This window comes from Bacillus sp. Bvel1 (assembly GCF_014872755.1).
GTDB lineage: Bacteria > Bacillota > Bacilli > Bacillales > Bacillaceae > Bacillus > Bacillus velezensis.
On the sequence record NZ_JAAOBZ010000006.1, the window covers coordinates 771609 to 790740 of the forward strand.

Consider the following 19132-nt stretch of genomic DNA (forward strand, 5'->3'; position numbering starts at 1 on the left):
CATGGCGTACCAATTCAGATTTCAAAAGCTGCTGGAATTAAAAGAAAATGAAAAAGACCAAACATTGACTGAATACAGACAATCGGTTTCTGAATTTGAGACAGTGGCTGAAAAACTATATGAAAATATGAGCAAAAAAGAATTGCTCGAAAAAGACAAAGAATCAAAGCTGAAATGCGGGATGAGCGTTCAGGAAATGAGACATTATCAGCAATTCGTTTCCAATCTTGAGAACACCATCTATCATTATCAAAAGCTTGTCATCATGAAACGAAATGAAATGAATGAGAAGCAGGAACAGCTCACCGAAAAAAACATTGAAGTAAAGAAATTTGAAAAAATGCGGGAAAAACAATTTAATATGTTCGCACTTGAAGACAAAGCTGCAGAGATGAGGGAAATGGACGACATTTCAATCAAGCAGTTTATGATTCAGGGGCATTAGGAGCGAATGAAATGGCCGATAAAGAAAAGAGATCTGGAAAGTTCGGTTCAATCCTGCTTTTTATCATGATCCCGCTGATTTTTCTGATCATCGTCGCAAGCATCATCCTTTGGGCTGCCGGCGTTGATGTGATGAAGCCGATTCAGGAAACAGCCGCTAAAACGCCTGTTTTAAAAGAATTGGTTCCCGAAACGAAAGAAATGAAAAGCGCGGCGGAAAAGCAGAAGGAAGACAGAACGGCTTCTCTTGAAAAGACCATAAAGGAACAAAAAAGTGAAATTAACATTTTGAATAAAGATTTAGATACAAGCAAGTCCGAAATCGATAATCTGAATCAGAAAATCCGTTCGCTGAAACAGGAAGCTGAACAGCAGCAGAAAACGAAGACGGATGAAACGAAAAAAGACGCTTCGGATTCAGCCGGAAAAGATAAAATGATCAACATCTATAAAAGTATGGACAGCGGTAAAGCGGCAAGCATTATCGTAAAGCTGAAAGAAAAAGAAGCCCTCGATATTTTAAACGGATTAAGTAAAAAGCAGCTTGCTGAAATCTTGACGAAAATGACTCCTGAACAAGCGGCTAAATATACAGAAAAACTATCCGCTGACGGAAATAAGGAGTGATGTAAGTTGAAGCTGCTTGAATTAACGGGTAATCGTACGCAGACTGCGCAAAACAGCAATGTGAAGATGAATGTAAACAGCTTAGGTCTATTTCAGAACTGGCTCCTGTCGGAAATCACTTCTCCCCGGCAGCCCGGAGATGAAACAAAAACAAGTGACGCAGAGCTGAATGATGCCCTATCGAAAATCGGTGATTGGCTGAAAGCCGGCCCGGAAGATAAAGAATTGCAGCTTAAACAGCTGCTTGAGGCGGTAAAAGCTCTTGAAGGAAAGCAGACGGCTGAAACAGCTCTTCCTTTATTGAAACAGCTTGCCGAATCCGTTGAAGACATGTTAGCGGGAAAACAGCATGGGGCGAAGCCTGAAACGAATGAGCCGGATTCTTCCGCAAAAGACGGGGATTCCGTCAAGGATGCGCTTGAGAAGGGCCTGCTTTTCATTCAAGAAGCCGTATCCCAGCTCTTCACATCTCAGCAGGAACTGCCGGACAGCACGCAGGCAAAGGCGGTTTACCAGGAAGGCGCCCGTTTATTAGAGGCATTGAAAAAACAAGGCGTTCCGGACCGCGTGATTCAAGACCTGCGGCAGACATTTTTTCCGAAAAACGAATCTGCATCTAAACTTTACTCCATGACAGCCGCTGAGCTGAAGAGCTTTCAAAGCGTCGCGGAGCAGCTTGCGGGCCTTTCTCAAAAGGGAACAAAGGAATGGGATATGGCTGAAACTGAGCTGAAAGCTTTTGTGTTATCTCAATCATCTGAATCATCCCAAGAGTCAGCCGGGAAAACGGAACAGCAAAACGGCGGCACGGTTTCTCACGCAAAGGCGCCTGACAGCAAATTGTCTGCACATATACTGTTTTCGGGAACGAGAAGCCTTGCCGGCATTCAGCAAGCGTCCGCAGGAGCTGAACAGCAGCCGGCAGAAAATAAACCGTTAACGGATCAGGTCATCAGCGGCTGGAAACAGATGAAATACACGCCTTTCGGGAAAACAACCGGAAGCTTTACGATTCGTCTTAATCCCGAGAACCTCGGATTTGTCACAATTAAGGTGACAAACGAAAACGGGATGTTTCAAAGCAAAATAATCGCATCCAGCCAGTCCGCGAAAGAGCTGCTGGAACAGCATCTTCCTCAGCTGAAACAGTCGCTTCCGAATATGTCGGTCCAGGTCGACCGTTTTACAGTCCCGCTTCAAGGCGGGGATCAGCAGTCTGTTTACGGGCAGACGGCCGATCACAATAAACAGCAGCATCAGGGACAGAGAGAGCAGAAGAACCAGCAGCAGTCAGGCGATTTCGGAGATATGCTGGAGGAGCTTTCTCTCAATGAAATGGAGGAAGAATAGTTGACATCAGTAAACTCGGATTATGCCGCGGCGGGCGCTTCAACCACTTCAAACGCGAAGAGCACCTCCGCAGTAAACAGCAGTACGAATTTAGGGAAAGACGAATTTCTGAAGATCTTAATGACACAGGTTCAAAACCAGGACCCGCTCAATCCGGTTGATGACAAAGAATTCATCAGCCAGATGGCGACATTTTCTTCATTGGAACAAATGATGAATATGAATACGACGATGACTAAATTTGTAGAAAATCAAGATCCGTTTACGATGTATGTGAACTGGATCGGCAAAAATGTCACATTCAGCGACAGCGACGGGAAGGATCAGACAAGCCCAGTCAATTCAGTCAAGCATTCAAACGGCAATTACGTGCTCGTGCTTGAAAATGGCAAAGAGGTCAGTCCGTGGAATGTCACGGCCGTCAGCGAAACATCTAAATAAAAAGAAACCCAGGGGGAATTTAACATGTTACGTTCATTATATTCCGGTATCAGCGGCATGAAAAACTTTCAGACAAAACTAGATGTAATCGGCAATAACATCGCCAATGTCAACACAGTGGGATTTAAGAAAAGCCGCGTTACATTTAAAGATATGATCAGCCAGACAGTCGCCGGCGGTTCAAACGTGACCAATTCAAAACAAATCGGCTTGGGTGCCGCGACTTCTTCCATTGATGTCGTTCATTCAACCGGCGCCCCGCAGGCTACACAGAATAAAACCGACCTAGCCATTGACGGAGACGGCTACTTTCAGATTAATACAGGTTCGGGAATCGTTTACACACGTGCGGGGAATTTCGGAAAGGACAATCAAGGCAACCTTGTTACGACTGACGGGTACTACCTTGAAAAAATCGGCGGCGGCAAAATCAATATTCCGACTGATGCGAAAGATTACAGCATCGGTGCAGACGGAACCGTTACATACACTGATGCAGGGGATGCGGTTCATGATGCTGGACAAATCGGTCTTGTCACGTTCCCTAACAGCGCCGGTCTGGAAAAAATCGGAGGCAACCTTTACAGAGAATCATTAAGTTCAGGAGCTGCGAGCGCAGTCACCACTCCGGGCGAAAACGGAACGGGTAAGCTTTTGGCAGGCTATCTTGAAATGTCAAACGTAGATCTGACAGATGAATTTACCGAAATGATCGTTGCTCAGCGCGGTTTCCAATCAAACTCAAAAATCATTACGACTTCAGATGAAATCCTTCAGGAGCTGGTTAATCTGAAACGGTAAGGAGGGAGGAGAGGCGGTTAGGCCGCTTCTCCGGATTGCATGATTCAAGTCACCCGTTTAAACGGCCAGCCTTTTACGCTGAACGCGCTGTTTATCGAACAGATTGAGTGCTTCCCCGACACGACGATTACACTGTCCAACGGCAAAAAGTTCGTAGTGAAAGAACCGGAAGAAGCAGTTCTCAAAAAAGTCATATCGTTTTACCATAGCATACAAATATTTTCACTGGATCAGGGAATAGAGGAAGAAGAATGAAGAAAAAATTAGTCATCATTTTGCTGATTATTTTAATTGTCATCGCCGGCCTCGGAACGGCAGCATATTTTGTCGTCAGCGGACATTCCGGCAAAGATAAAAAGCCGACAATTGACGAAGTCGTTGCAGCCACTGTGTCTGTCGACGATATCACGACAAACTTAAAGTCTGACAGCATCATCCGTATCGGCATCAAGCTTGAAACCGACTCGGCTAAAGCGAAGGAAGAACTTGAAAAACGCGATTTTCAGGTGAAAGACAACATCATTTCCATTTTAGCTGACACAAGCGCCGGAGAGATTGAGGGAGATAAAGGAAGAGAAGCGTTTAAACAATCATTAAAAGAGAAAGTAAACAGCTATCTCCAAGAAGGAAAAGTTCAGAAAGTGTACATTACCTCCTTTAATCTGCAATAAAAACAAATTTGACAGAATACGGAGGTGAAGAAAATGTCAGGAGAAGTTCTCTCCCAAAATGAAATAGACGCACTGCTTTCCGCCATTTCCACGGGTGAGGCGGATGCGGAAGAGCTGAAAAAGGAAGTTAAAGAGAAAAAAGTAAAGGTATATGATTTTAAACGGGCTCTCAGATTCTCGAAAGATCAGATACGCAGTTTAACCCGGATACATGATAACTTTGCGAGGCTTCTCACAACACACTTTTCCGCCAAGCTCAGAACGTATATTCATATATCCGTCAGCTCAGTTGACCAGGTGCCGTATGAAGAATTTATCCGTTCCATACCGAACATGACGATTTTAAATTTATTCGATGTTCATCCGATGGAAGGCAGAATCATGATGGAGGTTAATCCCACCATCGCATACGCAATGCTTGACCGCGTCATGGGAGGCATCGGCATCACTCATAACAAAGCTGACAGCCTTACGGAAATTGAAACGAATATTATTTCTAACTTATTTGAAAATGCACTGGGCAACTACAAAGAAGCTTGGCAATCGATTGCTGATATTGACCCTGAAATGACTGAATTTGAAGTGAATCCTCAGTTTGTACAGATGGTTTCCCCAAATGAAACAGTCGTTGTCATTTCTCTCAATACACAGATAGGTGAAATCAGCGGTGTCATTAATCTTTGTATTCCCCATGTCGTACTTGAGCCGATTATCCCTAAGCTTTCCGTACATTATTGGATGCAATCAGACCGGAATGAAGCGAAGCCCGAAGAAACGAAGCTGCTTGAAAAGCGCATCATGACGGCTCAAATTCCCGTTGTGGCTCTCTTGGGCGCTTCTGAACTGACAATAGAAGAATTTTTAAGTTTGGAAGTCGGGGACTGTATAACTCTGGACAAATCAGTGACTGATCCTCTTACTGTATTGGTCGGAAACAAACCGAAGTTTTTAGGGCAGGCCGGCCGGGTGAATCGAAGACAAGCAGTGCAAATTTTAGATCACGACATAAGAGGTGAACAAGATGAACAATAGATTATCTCAAGATGAAATCGATGCTCTTCTTAACGGCACAAGCAGTCAGTCAGAGGATACAGAACAGCCTCAAGAGGCGAACTTGTCTGAACTTGAGCGCGATGCGATCGGAGAAATCGGGAATATTTCGTTCGGCAGCTCGGCTACGGCGCTGTCCACTCTTTTAAATCAAAAAGTGGACATTACGACACCGAGTGTGACCGTCATTTCAAAAAGCAAAATCAGTGATGAATTTCCTCATCCGTATGTTGCCATTGAAGTGAACTACACAGAAGGCTTTGACGGCAGCAATTTGCTCGTCGTCGAACAAAGCGACGCGGCCATCATCGCGGATTTGATGATCGGCGGAGACGGCCGGGGCGCCGATCCGTCACTCGGTGAAATCCACCTGAGCGCCGTGCAGGAAGCAATGAATCAAATGATGGGCTCGGCTGCTACGTCAATGTCGACCGTATTCAGTAAAAAGATTGACATTTCTCCGCCAAGGGTTGAACTTCTGGATGTGACGGAAGAAAAAGGGACCGACAGAATACCTGAGGATGACCTGCTCGTAAAAGTGTCATTCCGTCTGAAAGTCGGCGAATTAATCGATTCGAGCATCATGCAGCTTTATCCGATTACGTTTGCGAAAGATCTGATCGCAGACCTGATGACTGCAGACCAGCATGAGTCAGAGGCCGCAGAAACCGCATCAGAACCACAGGAAACATACGAAACGCCGCAGCCGGAACCTGCCATGCAGCCGGAGCCGCAGGCAAAACCCGAGCTTCCGAAGAGACAGGGAACCGCAAAAAAAGCTGCTCCTGTTCAAGTCGCTCCGGTAGAATTCCAGGCGTTTGATCATAACGAAGCGGCGCAAGGATCAAGGAATAACCTTGATATGCTGATGGATATTCCGCTTTCCGTTACGGTTGAGCTCGGCAGAACGAAGAGAAGCGTCAAAGAAATCCTTGAACTTTCTGCGGGAAGCATTATTGAGCTTGACAAGCTGGCTGGTGAACCTGTTGACATCCTGGTCAACCAGCGGATCGTGGCAAAGGGCGAGGTCGTTGTCATAGAAGAAAACTTCGGCGTGAGAGTCACTGATATTTTAAGTCAGGCAGACCGCCTTAACAATTTAAAATAAGCGAACATAGAGGAGAGAAACAGATTATGGCACACAGAATTTTAATTGTAGACGATGCAGCATTTATGAGAATGATGATCAAGGATATTTTAGTGAAGAACGGTTTTGACGTTGTAGCTGAAGCTTCAGACGGAGCGCAGGCAGTTGAAAAATTCAAAGAGCATTCCCCCGACCTAGTGACAATGGATATTACAATGCCTGAAATGGACGGGATTACAGCTCTAAAGGAAATTAAACAGATCGATCCGCAGGCGAAAATCATCATGTGTTCGGCTATGGGCCAGCAGTCAATGGTTATTGACGCGATTCAGGCCGGCGCAAAAGACTTTATCGTGAAACCGTTCCAAGCGGACCGCGTGCTTGAAGCCATTAATAAAACATTAAGCTAAAGGGTGTACGACTGTTGAAAAAGAGTCATGGTTTACTAGCTTTGATTTGTTGTTTCGTTTTACTCAATGTACATCCGTTCCCTGCTTTTGCGGCGGAGTCTGATAATTCCACCGTCAACGAATGGTTTGACAAACAATCAACAAACAAAACAGAGAAAAAAAGCGATACATCGAAACAAACAGCTGATCAAGAGATAGGGGATGCTTCTGCATCTTCTGTCTCCGCTTTTGATTTTGTAAAGATGATCGGGGCGTTATTATTCGTCATTCTGCTGATCTATGGATTTGTCAAACTGATGAATAGAAGAAACCGTCTGCTGAAGCCGTTTCAATATGTAGAAAATATCGGCGGAACGTCAGTCGGCCAAAATCGTTCCGTGCAGCTGATTAAAGTGGGAAACAGCGTTCTCGTAGTCGGTGTGGGCGAAACGATACAGCTTTTAAAAGAAATTGAAGATGAAAAAGAGCGCGAGGCGATTCTGAGCCAATACGAAGAGTCGATGTCTTCAAAAGTGGAATGGACCAAGCTCGTAAATCCGCGTAAGGATGGAGAAAAAAAGCCGCAAACGATGCTTCCGTCGTTTTCAAAAGCGCTGAAAGAACAGCTGAACGAGCTGAAACAAAGCCGTTCTGAAGGAAAGAAGAAAGGCCCTTATCATCATGAATGAATTCGTTAATCTTTTTAATTCAAGCAGTCCGACCGAAGTCAGCTCCACTGTTAAATTACTGCTGCTTTTGACTGTCTTTTCAGTAGCGCCGGGGATTCTGATTTTGATGACCTGCTTTACGAGAATCGTCATCGTTCTGTCTTTTGTGAGAACCTCACTGGCGACGCAGAACATGCCTCCGAACCAGGTTTTAATCGGCCTTGCGCTGTTCTTGACGTTTTTTATTATGGCGCCGACTTTTTCAGAGATTAATAAGGAAGCCTTAACGCCGCTGATGGACAACAAAATCAGTCTCGATGAAGCATATACAAAAGCCGAGAAGCCGATTAAAGAGTATATGAGCAAGCATACAAGGCAGAAGGATCTGGCGCTGTTTATGAACTATGCCAAAATGAAAAAACCTGAATCGATTCAGGATATTCCTTTGACGACGATGGTGCCCGCTTATGCGATATCAGAACTCAAAACCGCTTTTCAAATGGGCTTTATGATTTTTATTCCGTTTTTAATTATCGATATGGTCGTGGCGAGCGTCTTAATGTCAATGGGAATGATGATGCTACCGCCGGTTATGATCTCTCTGCCCTTTAAAATATTGCTTTTCGTTTTGGTCGATGGATGGTATTTAATCGTGAAATCTTTGCTTGACAGCTTTTAGGGTAGGTGCTAATTGTGAGTTCAGAATTTGTAATTTCCATGGCGGAAAAAGCCGTATATGTAACACTAATGATCAGCGGGCCGCTGCTTGCGATCGCGCTGATCGTCGGTTTGCTCGTCAGTATCTTTCAAGCGACAACTCAAATCCAGGAACAGACGCTTGCGTTCATTCCGAAAATCGTGGCGGTGATGCTTGGACTGATCTTTTTCGGTCCTTGGATGCTGTCGACGATTCTTTCGTTCACAACTGATCTGTTCTCTCATCTGAACCGATTTGCAGGGTAGAATCAAATGAATTCCATCATTGATTTATTTCCCGCTTTTTTATTGGTCTTTATCAGAATCTCTGCTTTTTTTGTAACGGTGCCGGTGTTCGGACATCGGAATCTGCCGGCGGTTCACCGAATCGGCTTTGCTTTTTTTCTTTCGGTGATCTGCTTCAGCACGCTGAAACATGCGCCGGAAATAGAAATAGGGGAACAGTATATGCTGCTTGTCATAAAAGAGGCCGTTGTTGGCTTGAGCCTCGGGCTGATTGCTTTCATGATGATGACAGCCATTCAGATAGCGGGTTCCTTTATTGATTTTCAGATGGGCTTTTCCATCGCCAATGTCATTGATCCGCAATCAGGAACGCAAAGCCCGCTGATCGGACAATTCGTTTATACGCTGGCGCTGTTATTTATGCTCAGCGTAAACGCCCATTATCTTTTATTGGACGGGATTTATTACAGCTTTCAGTATATCCCGCTTGATCAGGCATTTCCGTCGTTTGGAAATGATCACTTTGGACTTTTTATCGCAAAAAGCTTCAATGCCATGTTCATTATCGCTTTTCAAATGTCTGCGCCGGTTGTGGCCAGTCTGTTTTTAGTTGATTTGGCGCTCGGTATTGTGGCGAGAACGGTGCCGCAGCTGAATGTTTTCGTTGTCGGGCTTCCTCTGAAAATAGCCGTGAGCTTTATTATGCTGATCGTTTGTATGGCGGTGATGTTTGTCGTCGTCCGCAACATCTTCAGCCTTACCGTTGAAACCATGCGGAATCTATTGGCATTGGTCGGTGTGACATGATGAGACTCAGACTGAATCTGCAATTCTTTGCCGGTGAAAAAACGGAGAAAGCCACTCCGAAAAAACGGAAGGATACAAGAAAGAAAGGACAGGTCGCGAAAAGTACGGATGTGAATACAGCCGTTTCTTTACTGATTATCTTTCTTTCGCTGATCGCGCTCGGTCCTTATATGCGGGACAGGCTGCTGTCCTTTATTAAAACGTTTTATACGAAATCGATATCATTACATCTGTCAGCATCTTCCGTGCATGAACTGTTCGTAGATACGGTGAAAGATATCAGCCTCATCCTCGCGCCGATTATGCTGGTCGCGCTTGTGGCAGGTGTCGTGAGCAATTACATGCAGGTGGGTTTTCTGTTTTCTGCGGAAGTTCTCAAGCCTGACTTGAATAAGCTCAGCCCGCTGAAAGGATTTAAGCGGATTTACAGCATGAGGGCGATTGTTGAACTGGTCAAATCCATTTTGAAGATTACTGTGGTCGGTTTTGCCGCCTTTATGGTGCTCTGGCTGCATTATGGCGATATTCTCCGCCTTCCGCTTTTAACACCTGCGGAAGTGCTCACTTTCGTTTCTAAGCTCACGCTTTGGATGGGGCTTGCGGGATCAGGGGCTCTAATGCTGCTGGCCGGGCTTGATTATTTATATCAGCGTTTTGACTATGAGAAAAATATCAGAATGTCAAAGCAGGATATAAAAGATGAATACAAAAAATCGGAGGGTGATCCGATTATCAAGTCCAAAATTAAGCAGAAGCAGCGGGAAATGGCGATGAGGCGGATGATGCAGGAAGTGCCGAAAGCGGATGTCATCATTACCAACCCGACCCATTATGCGATTGCTTTAAAATATGATGAAAAGAAAATGGACGCCCCTTACATTGTTGCCAAAGGGGTCGACCATCTTGCATTAAAAATCAGGCAGATCGCCAAAGAACACGATGTCATGACGATTGAAAACAGGCCGCTCGCGCGTGCGTTATATGATCAGGTTGACATTGACCAGGCTGTGCCGGAAGAGTTTTTCAAAGTCATTGCGGAAATTTTGGCTTATGTATATAAAACGAAACAAAAAGTATAGTGAATTTCAGATTCAAAAGGAGAGAAAAACAGCATGTCAACAAGAGATTTATCGGTTTTAATAAGTGTTGTCCTCATTGTGGCAATGCTGGTGATTCCATTCCCTCCATGGTTGTTAAGTATTTTGATCATCATTAATATCTCTCTTGCGTTGATCGTGCTTCTCACCACAATGAATATGCAAGAACCGCTGCAATTCTCGATATTCCCGTCATTGCTGCTGTTATTGACGCTGTTTCGGCTTGCGCTCAATGTGTCGACGACACGTTCGATTCTTTCTCACGGAGAAGGGGGAAAGGTTGTTGAGACATTCGGGAATTTCGTTGTCGGCGGAAATGTGCTGGTAGGGCTTGTTGTCTTCATTATCTTAATTATTATTCAGTTTATCGTCATTACAAAAGGCGCCGAGCGGGTATCGGAAGTGGCGGCGAGATTTACGCTCGATGCGATGCCCGGAAAGCAAATGAGTATTGACGCGGATTTAAATGCCGGCATGATTACGGAGCAGGATGCAAAGCACAGACGTGAAAAAGTCGCCCGGGAAGCGGATTTTTACGGCGCCATGGACGGTGCGAGCAAATTCGTCAAAGGGGATGCCATCGCGGGGATCATCATCGTGATGATCAATATTATTTTCGGAATCGTAATCGGCATGCTGCAGCAGGGGATGAGCATACAAGAAGCTGCGTCTCACTTTACAATGCTGACGGTCGGTGACGGTATCGTTTCTCAAATGCCGGCCTTGCTCATTTCAACGGCTACGGGGATTGTCGTGACGAGAGCGGCATCTGAAGGAAACCTCGGTCATGATATTACAGGCCAGCTGTTTGCTTATCCGAAGCTCTTGTATGTAGCCGCGGGAACTGTACTTTTGCTCGGTCTGCTTACACCGATCGGTATTCTGCTGACGGGGCCGATCGCCGGTCTGCTTGCATTCGGCGCTTATATGCTGTCCAAAGCGGATAAGCCGAGCGAAGAAGAGGAAGAAATTCTTGAAGAAGAGGCTCAGGCGGATGAACTGAAAAGCCCGGAAAGCGTTGTGCAGCTTTTACATATTGATCCGATTGAATTTGAGTTCGGATACGGACTCGTGCCGCTTGCAGACGCGGGGCAGGGCGGTGATCTTCTTGACCGCATCGTCATGATCAGACGTCAGCTTGCGCTTGAATTGGGACTTGTCATTCCGGTTGTGCGCATCAGGGATAACATCGCACTCCAGCCGAATGAATACAGATTGAAAATTAAAGGCAATGAAGTCGCTAAAGGAGAGCTCCTGCTGGATCATTATTTAGCGATGTCACCGACGCCTGAAGATGACGTCATTGAAGGAATTGAAACGATTGAACCGTCGTTCGGACTTCCCGCAAAATGGATCAGCGAAGCTGCAAAAGATGAAGCGGACATGCTGGGGTATACAGTTGTTGATCCGGCGTCAGTCGTATCTACGCATATTACAGAAAAAATTAAGCAGCATGCTCATGAACTGGTCGGCAGACAGGAAACAAAGCAGCTGATCGATCATCTGAAGGAAAATTATCCTGTGCTTGTTGAGGAAGTCACGCCGAACCCTCTTTCTGTCGGCGATATTCAAAAGGTGCTTGCCAAATTGCTGAGAGAAAAAGTTTCAATCAGAAACTTGGTGACCATTTTTGAAACTCTTGCCGATTACGGAAGATTAACGACAGATTCAGACCTTTTGACAGAATACGCGAGACAGTCGCTTGCCAAACAAATCACGGCACAATATGCGAGAGAGCATGAAACGCTGAAGGTCATCACATGCTCAGGCCGGGTGGAAAAAGCGATTGCAGACGGGGTTCAGCAGACTGAACAGGGCAATTACCTGTCACTCGACCCTGAGGTTTCGGACAGCATCATCCGTTCTGTCGCTAAAGAGGCCGAGCAGCTTTCCATCCGTCAGGAGTCGGCGATTCTTCTTTGCTCGCCTGCTGTCAGAATGTATGTAAAACAGCTGTTAGAACGGTATTTCCCTGATCTTCCGGTTCTTTCTTATAATGAGCTGGAAGCAAATGTTGAAGTACAGAGCATTGGAGTGGTGGATATTTAATGAAAATAAAAAAATTTACAGCCGCTTCAATGCAGGATGCCGCGAAGCAAATCAAAAAGGAACTCGGCAATGATGCCGTTATTTTACATTCCAAACAAGTAAAGAAACGAAAATGGCTGGGGCTGCGGTCGCAGCAGGCCGTCGAAGTGATAGCGGTTTTAGATCGTGACGTCAGGGAAGCGAGAAAAACGCCGCCGGCTGCCGCTGAAGAAATGAAAAAGACGGAAACGGCGGAGAAAGCTGAGCCTGTTCAGCCGCCGCGTCTTCCGGATCAAAGTATTTCCGGCGAACTGGCGCATTTGAAAGAAGTGCTCCCTGAACCATTAAAAAAAGCCGAGAGACTATTGAAGCAAGCCGGGCTTCCTGATCATACGCAAAACGCCGTACTCAGTGAATTGCTCAGTTCTTCAATTGTTTCCGGAGATTTAACTGAAGATAATGTCAGCTCAAAGCTGCAGGATTTGTTAGTGAAAAAACTCCCTTCGACAGACAGGTGGCAGGAAGGGATTCAATCAAAATACGTCGTGCTTTTCGGTTCAACCGGGGCCGGCAAAACGACTACACTTGCGAAACTTGCGGCCTCATCAATGCTGACAGAGCATAAAAAAATTGCCTTTATGACGACGGATACTTACCGGATTGCCGCGGTCGAGCAGCTGAAGACATATGCGGAGCTGCTTCAGGCTCCTCTTGAAGTATGCTATTCAAAGGAAGAATGTCTGAAGGCACTGGAAAAATTCGCTGAATACGACCATGTTTTCATTGATACAGCCGGCAGAAACTTTAAAGAAGAGCAGTATATTACGGAATTACAAGAGATGATTCCGTTTGAATCAGGCTTACAATCCTTTCTCGTATTATCGGCATCTGCAAAATATGAAGATATGAAACAGGTGCTGAAACAGTTTTCCGGTGTGCCGGTCAATCAATTCATTTTCACGAAAACGGATGAAACCGCCTCACTCGGCTCCGTGTTTCAAGTGCTGTCGGAATCAAGAATCGGCGCCGCCTATTTGACAAATGGACAGGATGTGCCTGAAGACATCCTATCGGCTTCACCAAAAGAGTTTGTAAGGATGCTTTTGGCATGAAACCCGATCAGGCAGAGTCATTAAGAAGGAAAATGAGAGAGAGGCAAATGATCAAGCCGGAGCTTTATGAGAAAAAAGCGAAGACATTAGCCGTCATAAGCGGTAAAGGCGGCGTCGGAAAATCTAATTTAACATTAAACATGGCAGTTGCCCTGCAGGAAAAAGGAAAAAAAGCACTCATCATTGATCTTGACATCGGAATGGGCAACATTGATGTGCTGATCGGAGCTGCTTCTTCCCGCACCATTATTGATGTGATGGAGAATCGGCACGCGTTGGCTCAATCACTTTCCTCCGGTCCGAAAGGCCTTCGCTACATATCCGGAGGAACGGGGCTTGAGGCGTTCTATCAAGCAGACAGAGAGAAGTGGTCGGCTTTTATGAATGGTCTTTCCGCTGTATTAAGCGATTTTGATTACGTTCTGTTTGATATGGGAGCGGGACTTTCAAAAGAACAGCTGCCGTTTATTTTATCGGCGGAAGACATTCTCGCCGTGACAACGCCTGAGCCGACGGCCATTATGGATGCGTACAGCGCGATCAAACATCTTTTGCTCGCGGATGAACGGCTGACCGTAAACATTGCCGTCAATCGCGCCCGCGCCCAAAAACAGGCGCTGGACACGTACAACCGCCTTTCTCATGCGATCCACACGTTTTTAGGCGCGGAGGTGCGTTTCGCCGGCTCCATACCCGATGATCCGCTAGTAAGTCAAGCCGTCATTGACCAGGTGCCTTTTTTAATAAAAAGTCCTCAAGCAAAAGCCAGCAGGTCCGTCCGTCTTCTGACGGATGTCTTGTTTCAAACGGAAGAAAACAAACCAAGAGAAGAGAAACCGGCTTTTATTGAGAGATTATCTTCTTTTTTATTGAGGAGGACTTTACAGTGATTCGTGTGCTTGTCGTTGATGACTCAGCTTTTATGAGAAAGATGATTACCGATTTTCTGGCTGCGGAAGTGCAGATAGAAGTCATCGGGACAGCCAGAAACGGGGAAGAGGCGCTGAAGAAAATAGAGCTTCTCAAACCGGATGTTGTCACGCTTGATATTGAAATGCCGGTCATGAACGGAACGGATACATTGCGGAAGATCATCAGCATATATAAACTTCCCGTCATCATGGTATCGAGCCAGACACAGCAAGGGAAGGACCGAACGATCAACTGCCTGGAGATGGGCGCTTTTGATTTTATCACTAAGCCTTCCGGAGCGATTTCACTTGATCTTTATAAAATTAAAGAGCAGCTGATTGAGAGGGTGATTGCAGCCGGGATGTCCCGCGCACAAAAACCTGAGGCGGCAGTGAAAGAGTCTTCTATCCCGGAACGTCCGGCTTTGGCGGGATTTGAAAGACCGAAAGCAAAATCCGCAAAGCAGGCCGTATTCATCGCGACCTCTACAGGCGGACCGCGGGCTCTGCAAAAGGTGGTTCCGAAACTGCCGAAGGATTTAAAGGCGCCTGTATTTGTCGTTCAGCACATGCCTGAAGGCTTCACCGCTTCACTTGCAGACAGACTCAACCATTTGTCAGATATTCAGGTCAAAGAAGCGGAAAACGGTGAAGAAGCGAAAGACGGATGGGTGTACATCGCGCCCGGCGGAAAAAATATGACGGTTGCAGAGGAAGGCGGAAGGCTCCGCATCATTCTTGATGTTCATGATACGGAAAGCCGGCATAAACCGTCAGCCGATTATTTGTTTCGGTCGGCAAGCCGTTTATCCGGTTACGAAAAGGTAGCCGTCATTATGACAGGCATGGGCAGCGACGGAACCGAAGGCGTAAAAGAAATGCTCAGAACAGGCGGCGTTAAAACGATTGCGGAATCGGACGAATCCTGTGTTGTGTTCGGAATGCCGAAGTCAGCGATAAAGGCGGGCCTCATTCATGAGATTAAACATGTGGAAGATATCGCGGCATCCATCACCGGATGTGTGAAAAAAGAGAGGGTGTGAATCAATTGGATATGAATCAATATTTAGATGTCTTTATTGATGAAAGTAAAGAGCACTTACAGACATGTAACGAAAAGCTGCTGCTGTTGGAAAAAGATCCGGCAGACCTTCAGCTTGTGCATGACATCTTCAGAGCTGCCCATACGCTGAAAGGCATGAGCGCAACGATGGGATATACAGATCTGGCGCATTTAACCCACCTGATGGAAAATGTGCTGGACGCCATCCGCAACGGAGAAATGCCCGTTACATCGGATTGGCTGGACGTGCTGTTTGAAGCGCTTGATCATCTTGAAGAGATGGTGCAGTCCATTATTGACGGAGGAGACGGCAAACGTGATATTTCTGAAGTGAGTGCGAAGCTCGACGTAAATGCGGTGCATGAGACTGCGGCTTCAGCCGAAACAGCAGAACCGCCGGCTTCAAAACAACAGACTTCAACTGAATGGAATTATGATGAGTTCGAACGGACTGTTATTGAAGAGGCGGAAGAGCAAGGATTCAGCCGCTATGAAATAACGGTTTCCCTGAATGAAAGCTGCATGCTCAAAGCCGTGCGCGTGTACATGATATTTGAAAAGCTGAATGAAGCCGGGGAAGTCGCAAAAACGATACCTGCCGCGGAAGTGCTTGAGACGGAAGATTTCGGAACGGATTTTCAGGTGTGTTTCTTGACAAAGCAGCCTGCTGAAGAAATTAAAGAACTCATCAGCGGCATTTCAGAAGTGGAGAATGTCGAAATTTCTGCCGGTGCGCCGTTAAAAACGGCCGAAAAACCGCAAGCAGCTGAACCGGTGAAGGAAACTCCGGTTAAAAAGGCTGAAAAACAGCCGAAACCGCAAGCGAAAACGGAAGAGCAGCCGAAGCATCACAGCGGCTCGAAAACGATTCGCGTCAACATTGAAAGACTGGATTCTTCAATGAACCTTTTTGAAGAACTTGTCATTGACCGCGGACGTCTTGAGCAGATCGCCAAAGAGCTTGACCACAATGAGCTGACTGAAACCGTTGAACGCCTGACCAGAATTTCGGGCGACCTTCAGTCTATTATTCTTAATATGCGGATGGTGCCGGTAGAAACCGTCTTTAACCGTTTCCCGAGAATGATCCGCCAGCTTCAAAAGGAATTAAACAAGAAAATCGAATTGTCCATCATCGGAGCTGAAACGGAGCTGGACCGCACGGTGATTGATGAAATCGGCGATCCGCTTGTCCATTTAATCAGAAACAGCATCGATCACGGCATTGAATCGCCTGAAGTGCGGGTGAATAAAGGAAAACCGGAATCGGGTCATGTCGTGCTTAAGGCATATCACAGCGGCAATCATGTCTTTATTGAGGTTGAAGATGACGGGGCCGGCCTGAACAGAAAGAAAATTCTTGAAAAAGCGCTCGAGCGGAGTGTAATTACCGAACGTGATGCTGAAACGCTTGAAGATAATGAGATTTACGAGCTTATTTTTGCTCCTGGCTTCTCGACTGCCGATCAAATTTCTGACATTTCAGGTCGGGGCGTCGGTCTGGATGTCGTAAAAAATAAACTCGAATCACTCGGCGGCTCTGTCAGTGTCAAATCCGCGGAAGGCCAAGGTTCTCTTTTCAGTATCCAGCTTCCGCTGACACTTTCAATTATATCCGTTCTTCTCATTAAACTGGAAGAAGAGACGTTTGCGATACCGATTTCTTCTATTATAGAGACGGCTGTTATTGATAAGAAAGATATCCTGCAGACGCATGACAGAGAAGTGATTGATTTCAGAGGACAAATCGTTCCGATCGTCTATCTCAAAAAAGAATTCGGCATTACAGATTCAAAACAGGATGCCGATCAGTTCCATGTAATCGTCGTGAAAAAGGGCGATAAATCCACTGCTTTTGTCGTGGACTCTTTTATCGGACAGCAGGAAGTCGTACTGAAATCACTCGGCGACTATTTGACGAACGTCTTTGCGATTTCCGGCGCTACGATTCTCGGAAACGGAGAAGTGGCGCTGATTATTGATTGCAATGCGCTGATCTACTAAAACGACACGAGGAGGTGCCCGCATGACTGCTGAAATCAAAACAGGTGAAAAAATGATTGTGTTTATGATAAACGGGAAAGAATACGCTATCTCAGTTTCCCAGGTGAAATCAATTGAAAAGTGGCAAAAACCGACGAGGGTCCCGGGTGTGGAATCGTATATCCGCGGCGTTATCAATCTGCGCGGAGTAATTACCCCGGTTCTTGATTTAAGAAAACGTCTGAACCAGCCTGAACAGGACATCACAGAAGAGACACGGATTATCATCATTTCTTACCGTGACGCCGATGTCGGATGGGTCGTGGATGAGGCCAATGACGTCATCACCGTGCATGAAAATGAAATCGAATCCGCGCCTGAAAGCCAGACAAAGGAAACGGATGTGTGGATTAAACAGATCGTCAAGCAAGATAACAGGCTCCTCAATATTATTGATGCGCATGCGGTGCTGGATAAAGGTGCTTCGGCATCTGCGTCCGGAGAGCCGAATGCTTAAAGGGGAAAAGACAACATGAGTAAGTTTGAAGCGATCAAAGAAGAGCAGATGGATATTTTGCGGGAAGTCGGAAATATCGGGGCGGGTCACTCGGCTTCTGCCATGGCTCAGCTGCTGAACAGAAAGATAGACATGGAAGTGCCGTTTGCGACTTTATTGACATTTGATGAGCTCGCTGATTTTTTCGGCGGGGCTGAAACGCCGGTCGCCAGTATCTTTTTAAGAATGGAAGGCGACATGACAGGCTCTATCTTTCTCATCATGCCTTTCCATCAGGCGGAACAGTTTATCAGAGAGCTGATCGGAAATCCGGATTTTGATATTGACCAGTTGGGCGAAGATCATTTGAGTTCTTCTGCTTTACATGAGTTCGGCAATATTTTAGCAGGCTCCTATTTAACGGCATTGGCTGATTTGACAAAGCTTGAGATTTACCCGAGCGTGCCGGAAATCTCACTTGATATGTTCGGCGCGGTTATCAGTGAAGGACTGATGGAGCTCAGCCAAGTCGGAGAGCATGCCATTGTCGTGGATACTTCTATTTTTGACCAGGGCAGCCGGCAGGAGCTCAAAGCCCATATGTTTATGCTCCCGGACTATGATTCTTTTGAAAAGCTCTTCGTCTCATTGGGTGCGGCTTTATGAGCCGTGCGGAAGCCGCAGTCGTTAAAGTGGGGATTGCGGATGTTCAAGTCGCGCGTTATCCGGATAAAATCCGGACTTCGGGACTCGGTTCATGCGTGGGGCTGGTTTTATACGATAAAGACAAACAAACGGCAGGACTCGTTCACGTCATGCTGCCGGACTCCGGTTTATCAAAAACGGCGGAGCTCAACCGTGCAAAATACGCGGACACCGCCGTTAAGATGACGATTGATATGCTTTTGAAAGCCGGCTGCCGCAAGTTTGCCCTGAAGGCAAAACTCGCCGGGGGAGCGGAGATGTTTAAGTTTAAAATGACAAACGACCTGATGAAAATCGGCCCGAGGAATGTAGCGGCTATCAAAGAGCAGCTTTCATTGTATAACATTCCGGTCATCAGTGAAGATACGGGCGGCTCAAGCGGCCGGACGATTGAATTTGAGCCAAAGTCCTGCATGCTGCACATTCGAACTGTTAAACAAGGTGAAACAACGATTTAATA

The 19132-nt window shown here is 46.1% G+C and carries 23 protein-coding genes; all 23 read left to right on the forward strand.

The genetic code is table 11. From position 1 onward, the window contains the following. Position 1: 1 nt before the first annotated feature. The 23 genes from fliJ to cheD are packed head-to-tail and all read left to right on the forward strand — an operon-like array spanning position 2 to position 19130. Positions 2-445: a flagellar export protein FliJ gene (gene fliJ / locus HAP68_RS07870; protein ID WP_003154253.1), complete on the forward strand. Its 444-nt coding sequence runs from the start codon at positions 2-4 to the stop codon at positions 443-445. Positions 446-456: 11 nt separating this feature from the next. Further along, the gene (locus tag HAP68_RS07875; protein WP_015388236.1) at positions 457-1071 is read left to right on the forward strand and encodes a MotE family protein; all 615 of its coding nucleotides are present in this window, start codon (positions 457-459) and stop codon (positions 1069-1071) included. Positions 1072-1077: 6 nt separating this feature from the next. Beyond that, positions 1078-2421, forward strand: a complete 1344-nt coding sequence (locus tag HAP68_RS07880; protein ID WP_024085300.1) for a flagellar hook-length control protein FliK — start codon at positions 1078-1080, stop codon at positions 2419-2421. Continuing rightward, positions 2422-2862: a flagellar hook assembly protein FlgD gene (gene flgD / locus HAP68_RS07885; RefSeq protein ID WP_003154247.1), complete on the forward strand. Its 441-nt coding sequence runs from the start codon at positions 2422-2424 to the stop codon at positions 2860-2862. A 24-nt stretch (positions 2863-2886) separates the two neighbouring features. Beyond that, positions 2887-3663, forward strand: a complete 777-nt coding sequence (flgG, locus tag HAP68_RS07890; RefSeq protein WP_003154244.1) for a flagellar basal body rod protein FlgG — start codon at positions 2887-2889, stop codon at positions 3661-3663. A 39-nt stretch (positions 3664-3702) separates the two neighbouring features. Beyond that, entirely contained in the window at positions 3703-3918 is a 216-nt protein-coding gene (gene swrD / locus HAP68_RS07895; RefSeq protein ID WP_003154243.1) for a swarming motility protein SwrD, read from the forward strand. Beyond that, entirely contained in the window at positions 3915-4334 is a 420-nt protein-coding gene (gene fliL, locus HAP68_RS07900) for a flagellar basal body-associated protein FliL (protein ID WP_003154241.1), read from the forward strand. The genes swrD and fliL overlap by 4 nt, the downstream gene beginning before the upstream one ends. Before the next feature lie 33 nt (positions 4335-4367). After that, on the forward strand, positions 4368-5366 hold the full coding sequence (fliM, locus tag HAP68_RS07905; protein WP_003154240.1) for a flagellar motor switch protein FliM: 999 nt from the start codon (positions 4368-4370) through the stop codon (positions 5364-5366). Next, positions 5356-6492, forward strand: a complete 1137-nt coding sequence (fliY, locus tag HAP68_RS07910) for a flagellar motor switch phosphatase FliY (protein WP_003154239.1) — start codon at positions 5356-5358, stop codon at positions 6490-6492. Before fliM ends, fliY begins: the two co-directional genes overlap by 11 nt. A gap of 26 nt (positions 6493-6518) precedes the next feature. Next, positions 6519-6881: a chemotaxis protein CheY gene (gene cheY, locus HAP68_RS07915; protein ID WP_003154238.1), complete on the forward strand. Its 363-nt coding sequence runs from the start codon at positions 6519-6521 to the stop codon at positions 6879-6881. A 14-nt stretch (positions 6882-6895) separates the two neighbouring features. Next, positions 6896-7549, forward strand: a complete 654-nt coding sequence (fliZ, locus tag HAP68_RS07920; protein ID WP_003154237.1) for a flagella biosynthesis regulatory protein FliZ — start codon at positions 6896-6898, stop codon at positions 7547-7549. Further along, positions 7542-8207, forward strand: a complete 666-nt coding sequence (gene fliP, locus HAP68_RS07925; RefSeq protein WP_003154235.1) for a flagellar type III secretion system pore protein FliP — start codon at positions 7542-7544, stop codon at positions 8205-8207. The genes fliZ and fliP overlap by 8 nt, the downstream gene beginning before the upstream one ends. Before the next feature lie 14 nt (positions 8208-8221). Next, positions 8222-8491 carry a flagellar biosynthesis protein FliQ gene (gene fliQ, locus HAP68_RS07930; RefSeq protein ID WP_003154234.1) on the forward strand — a complete coding sequence of 90 codons (270 nt, stop codon included), beginning with the start codon at positions 8222-8224 and terminating at the stop codon, positions 8489-8491. Between the two features lie 6 nt (positions 8492-8497). After that, entirely contained in the window at positions 8498-9277 is a 780-nt protein-coding gene (gene fliR, locus HAP68_RS07935; RefSeq protein ID WP_003154233.1) for a flagellar biosynthetic protein FliR, read from the forward strand. Next, positions 9277-10356 (forward strand): flagellar biosynthesis protein FlhB, encoded by a 1080-nt coding sequence (gene flhB / locus HAP68_RS07940; protein ID WP_003154232.1) that lies wholly within the window; start codon positions 9277-9279, stop codon positions 10354-10356. Before fliR ends, flhB begins: the two co-directional genes overlap by 1 nt. Before the next feature lie 33 nt (positions 10357-10389). Then, positions 10390-12423 (forward strand): flagellar biosynthesis protein FlhA, encoded by a 2034-nt coding sequence (flhA, locus tag HAP68_RS07945; protein ID WP_003154231.1) that lies wholly within the window; start codon positions 10390-10392, stop codon positions 12421-12423. After that, positions 12423-13514 (forward strand): flagellar biosynthesis GTPase FlhF, encoded by a 1092-nt coding sequence (gene flhF, locus HAP68_RS07950; RefSeq protein ID WP_003154230.1) that lies wholly within the window; start codon positions 12423-12425, stop codon positions 13512-13514. The genes flhA and flhF overlap by 1 nt, the downstream gene beginning before the upstream one ends. Beyond that, on the forward strand, positions 13511-14404 hold the full coding sequence (locus HAP68_RS07955) for a MinD/ParA family protein (protein ID WP_003154229.1): 894 nt from the start codon (positions 13511-13513) through the stop codon (positions 14402-14404). The genes flhF and HAP68_RS07955 overlap by 4 nt, the downstream gene beginning before the upstream one ends. Beyond that, on the forward strand, positions 14401-15468 hold the full coding sequence (locus HAP68_RS07960) for a protein-glutamate methylesterase/protein-glutamine glutaminase (RefSeq protein WP_014305008.1): 1068 nt from the start codon (positions 14401-14403) through the stop codon (positions 15466-15468). The genes HAP68_RS07955 and HAP68_RS07960 overlap by 4 nt, the downstream gene beginning before the upstream one ends. A gap of 5 nt (positions 15469-15473) precedes the next feature. Continuing rightward, on the forward strand, positions 15474-17492 hold the full coding sequence (gene cheA / locus HAP68_RS07965) for a chemotaxis protein CheA (RefSeq protein WP_015388231.1): 2019 nt from the start codon (positions 15474-15476) through the stop codon (positions 17490-17492). A 22-nt stretch (positions 17493-17514) separates the two neighbouring features. Then, positions 17515-17988, forward strand: coding sequence for a chemotaxis protein CheW (cheW, locus tag HAP68_RS07970; protein WP_003154225.1), 474 nt, complete (start codon positions 17515-17517; stop codon positions 17986-17988). Between the two features lie 15 nt (positions 17989-18003). Next, complete coding sequence (gene cheC, locus HAP68_RS07975) at positions 18004-18633, forward strand: CheY-P phosphatase CheC (protein WP_003154222.1); 630 nt, start codon at positions 18004-18006, stop codon at positions 18631-18633. Further along, positions 18630-19130, forward strand: coding sequence for a chemoreceptor glutamine deamidase CheD (gene cheD, locus HAP68_RS07980; protein WP_003154219.1), 501 nt, complete (start codon positions 18630-18632; stop codon positions 19128-19130). Before cheC ends, cheD begins: the two co-directional genes overlap by 4 nt. The last annotated feature ends 2 nt before the right edge of the window (positions 19131-19132 follow it).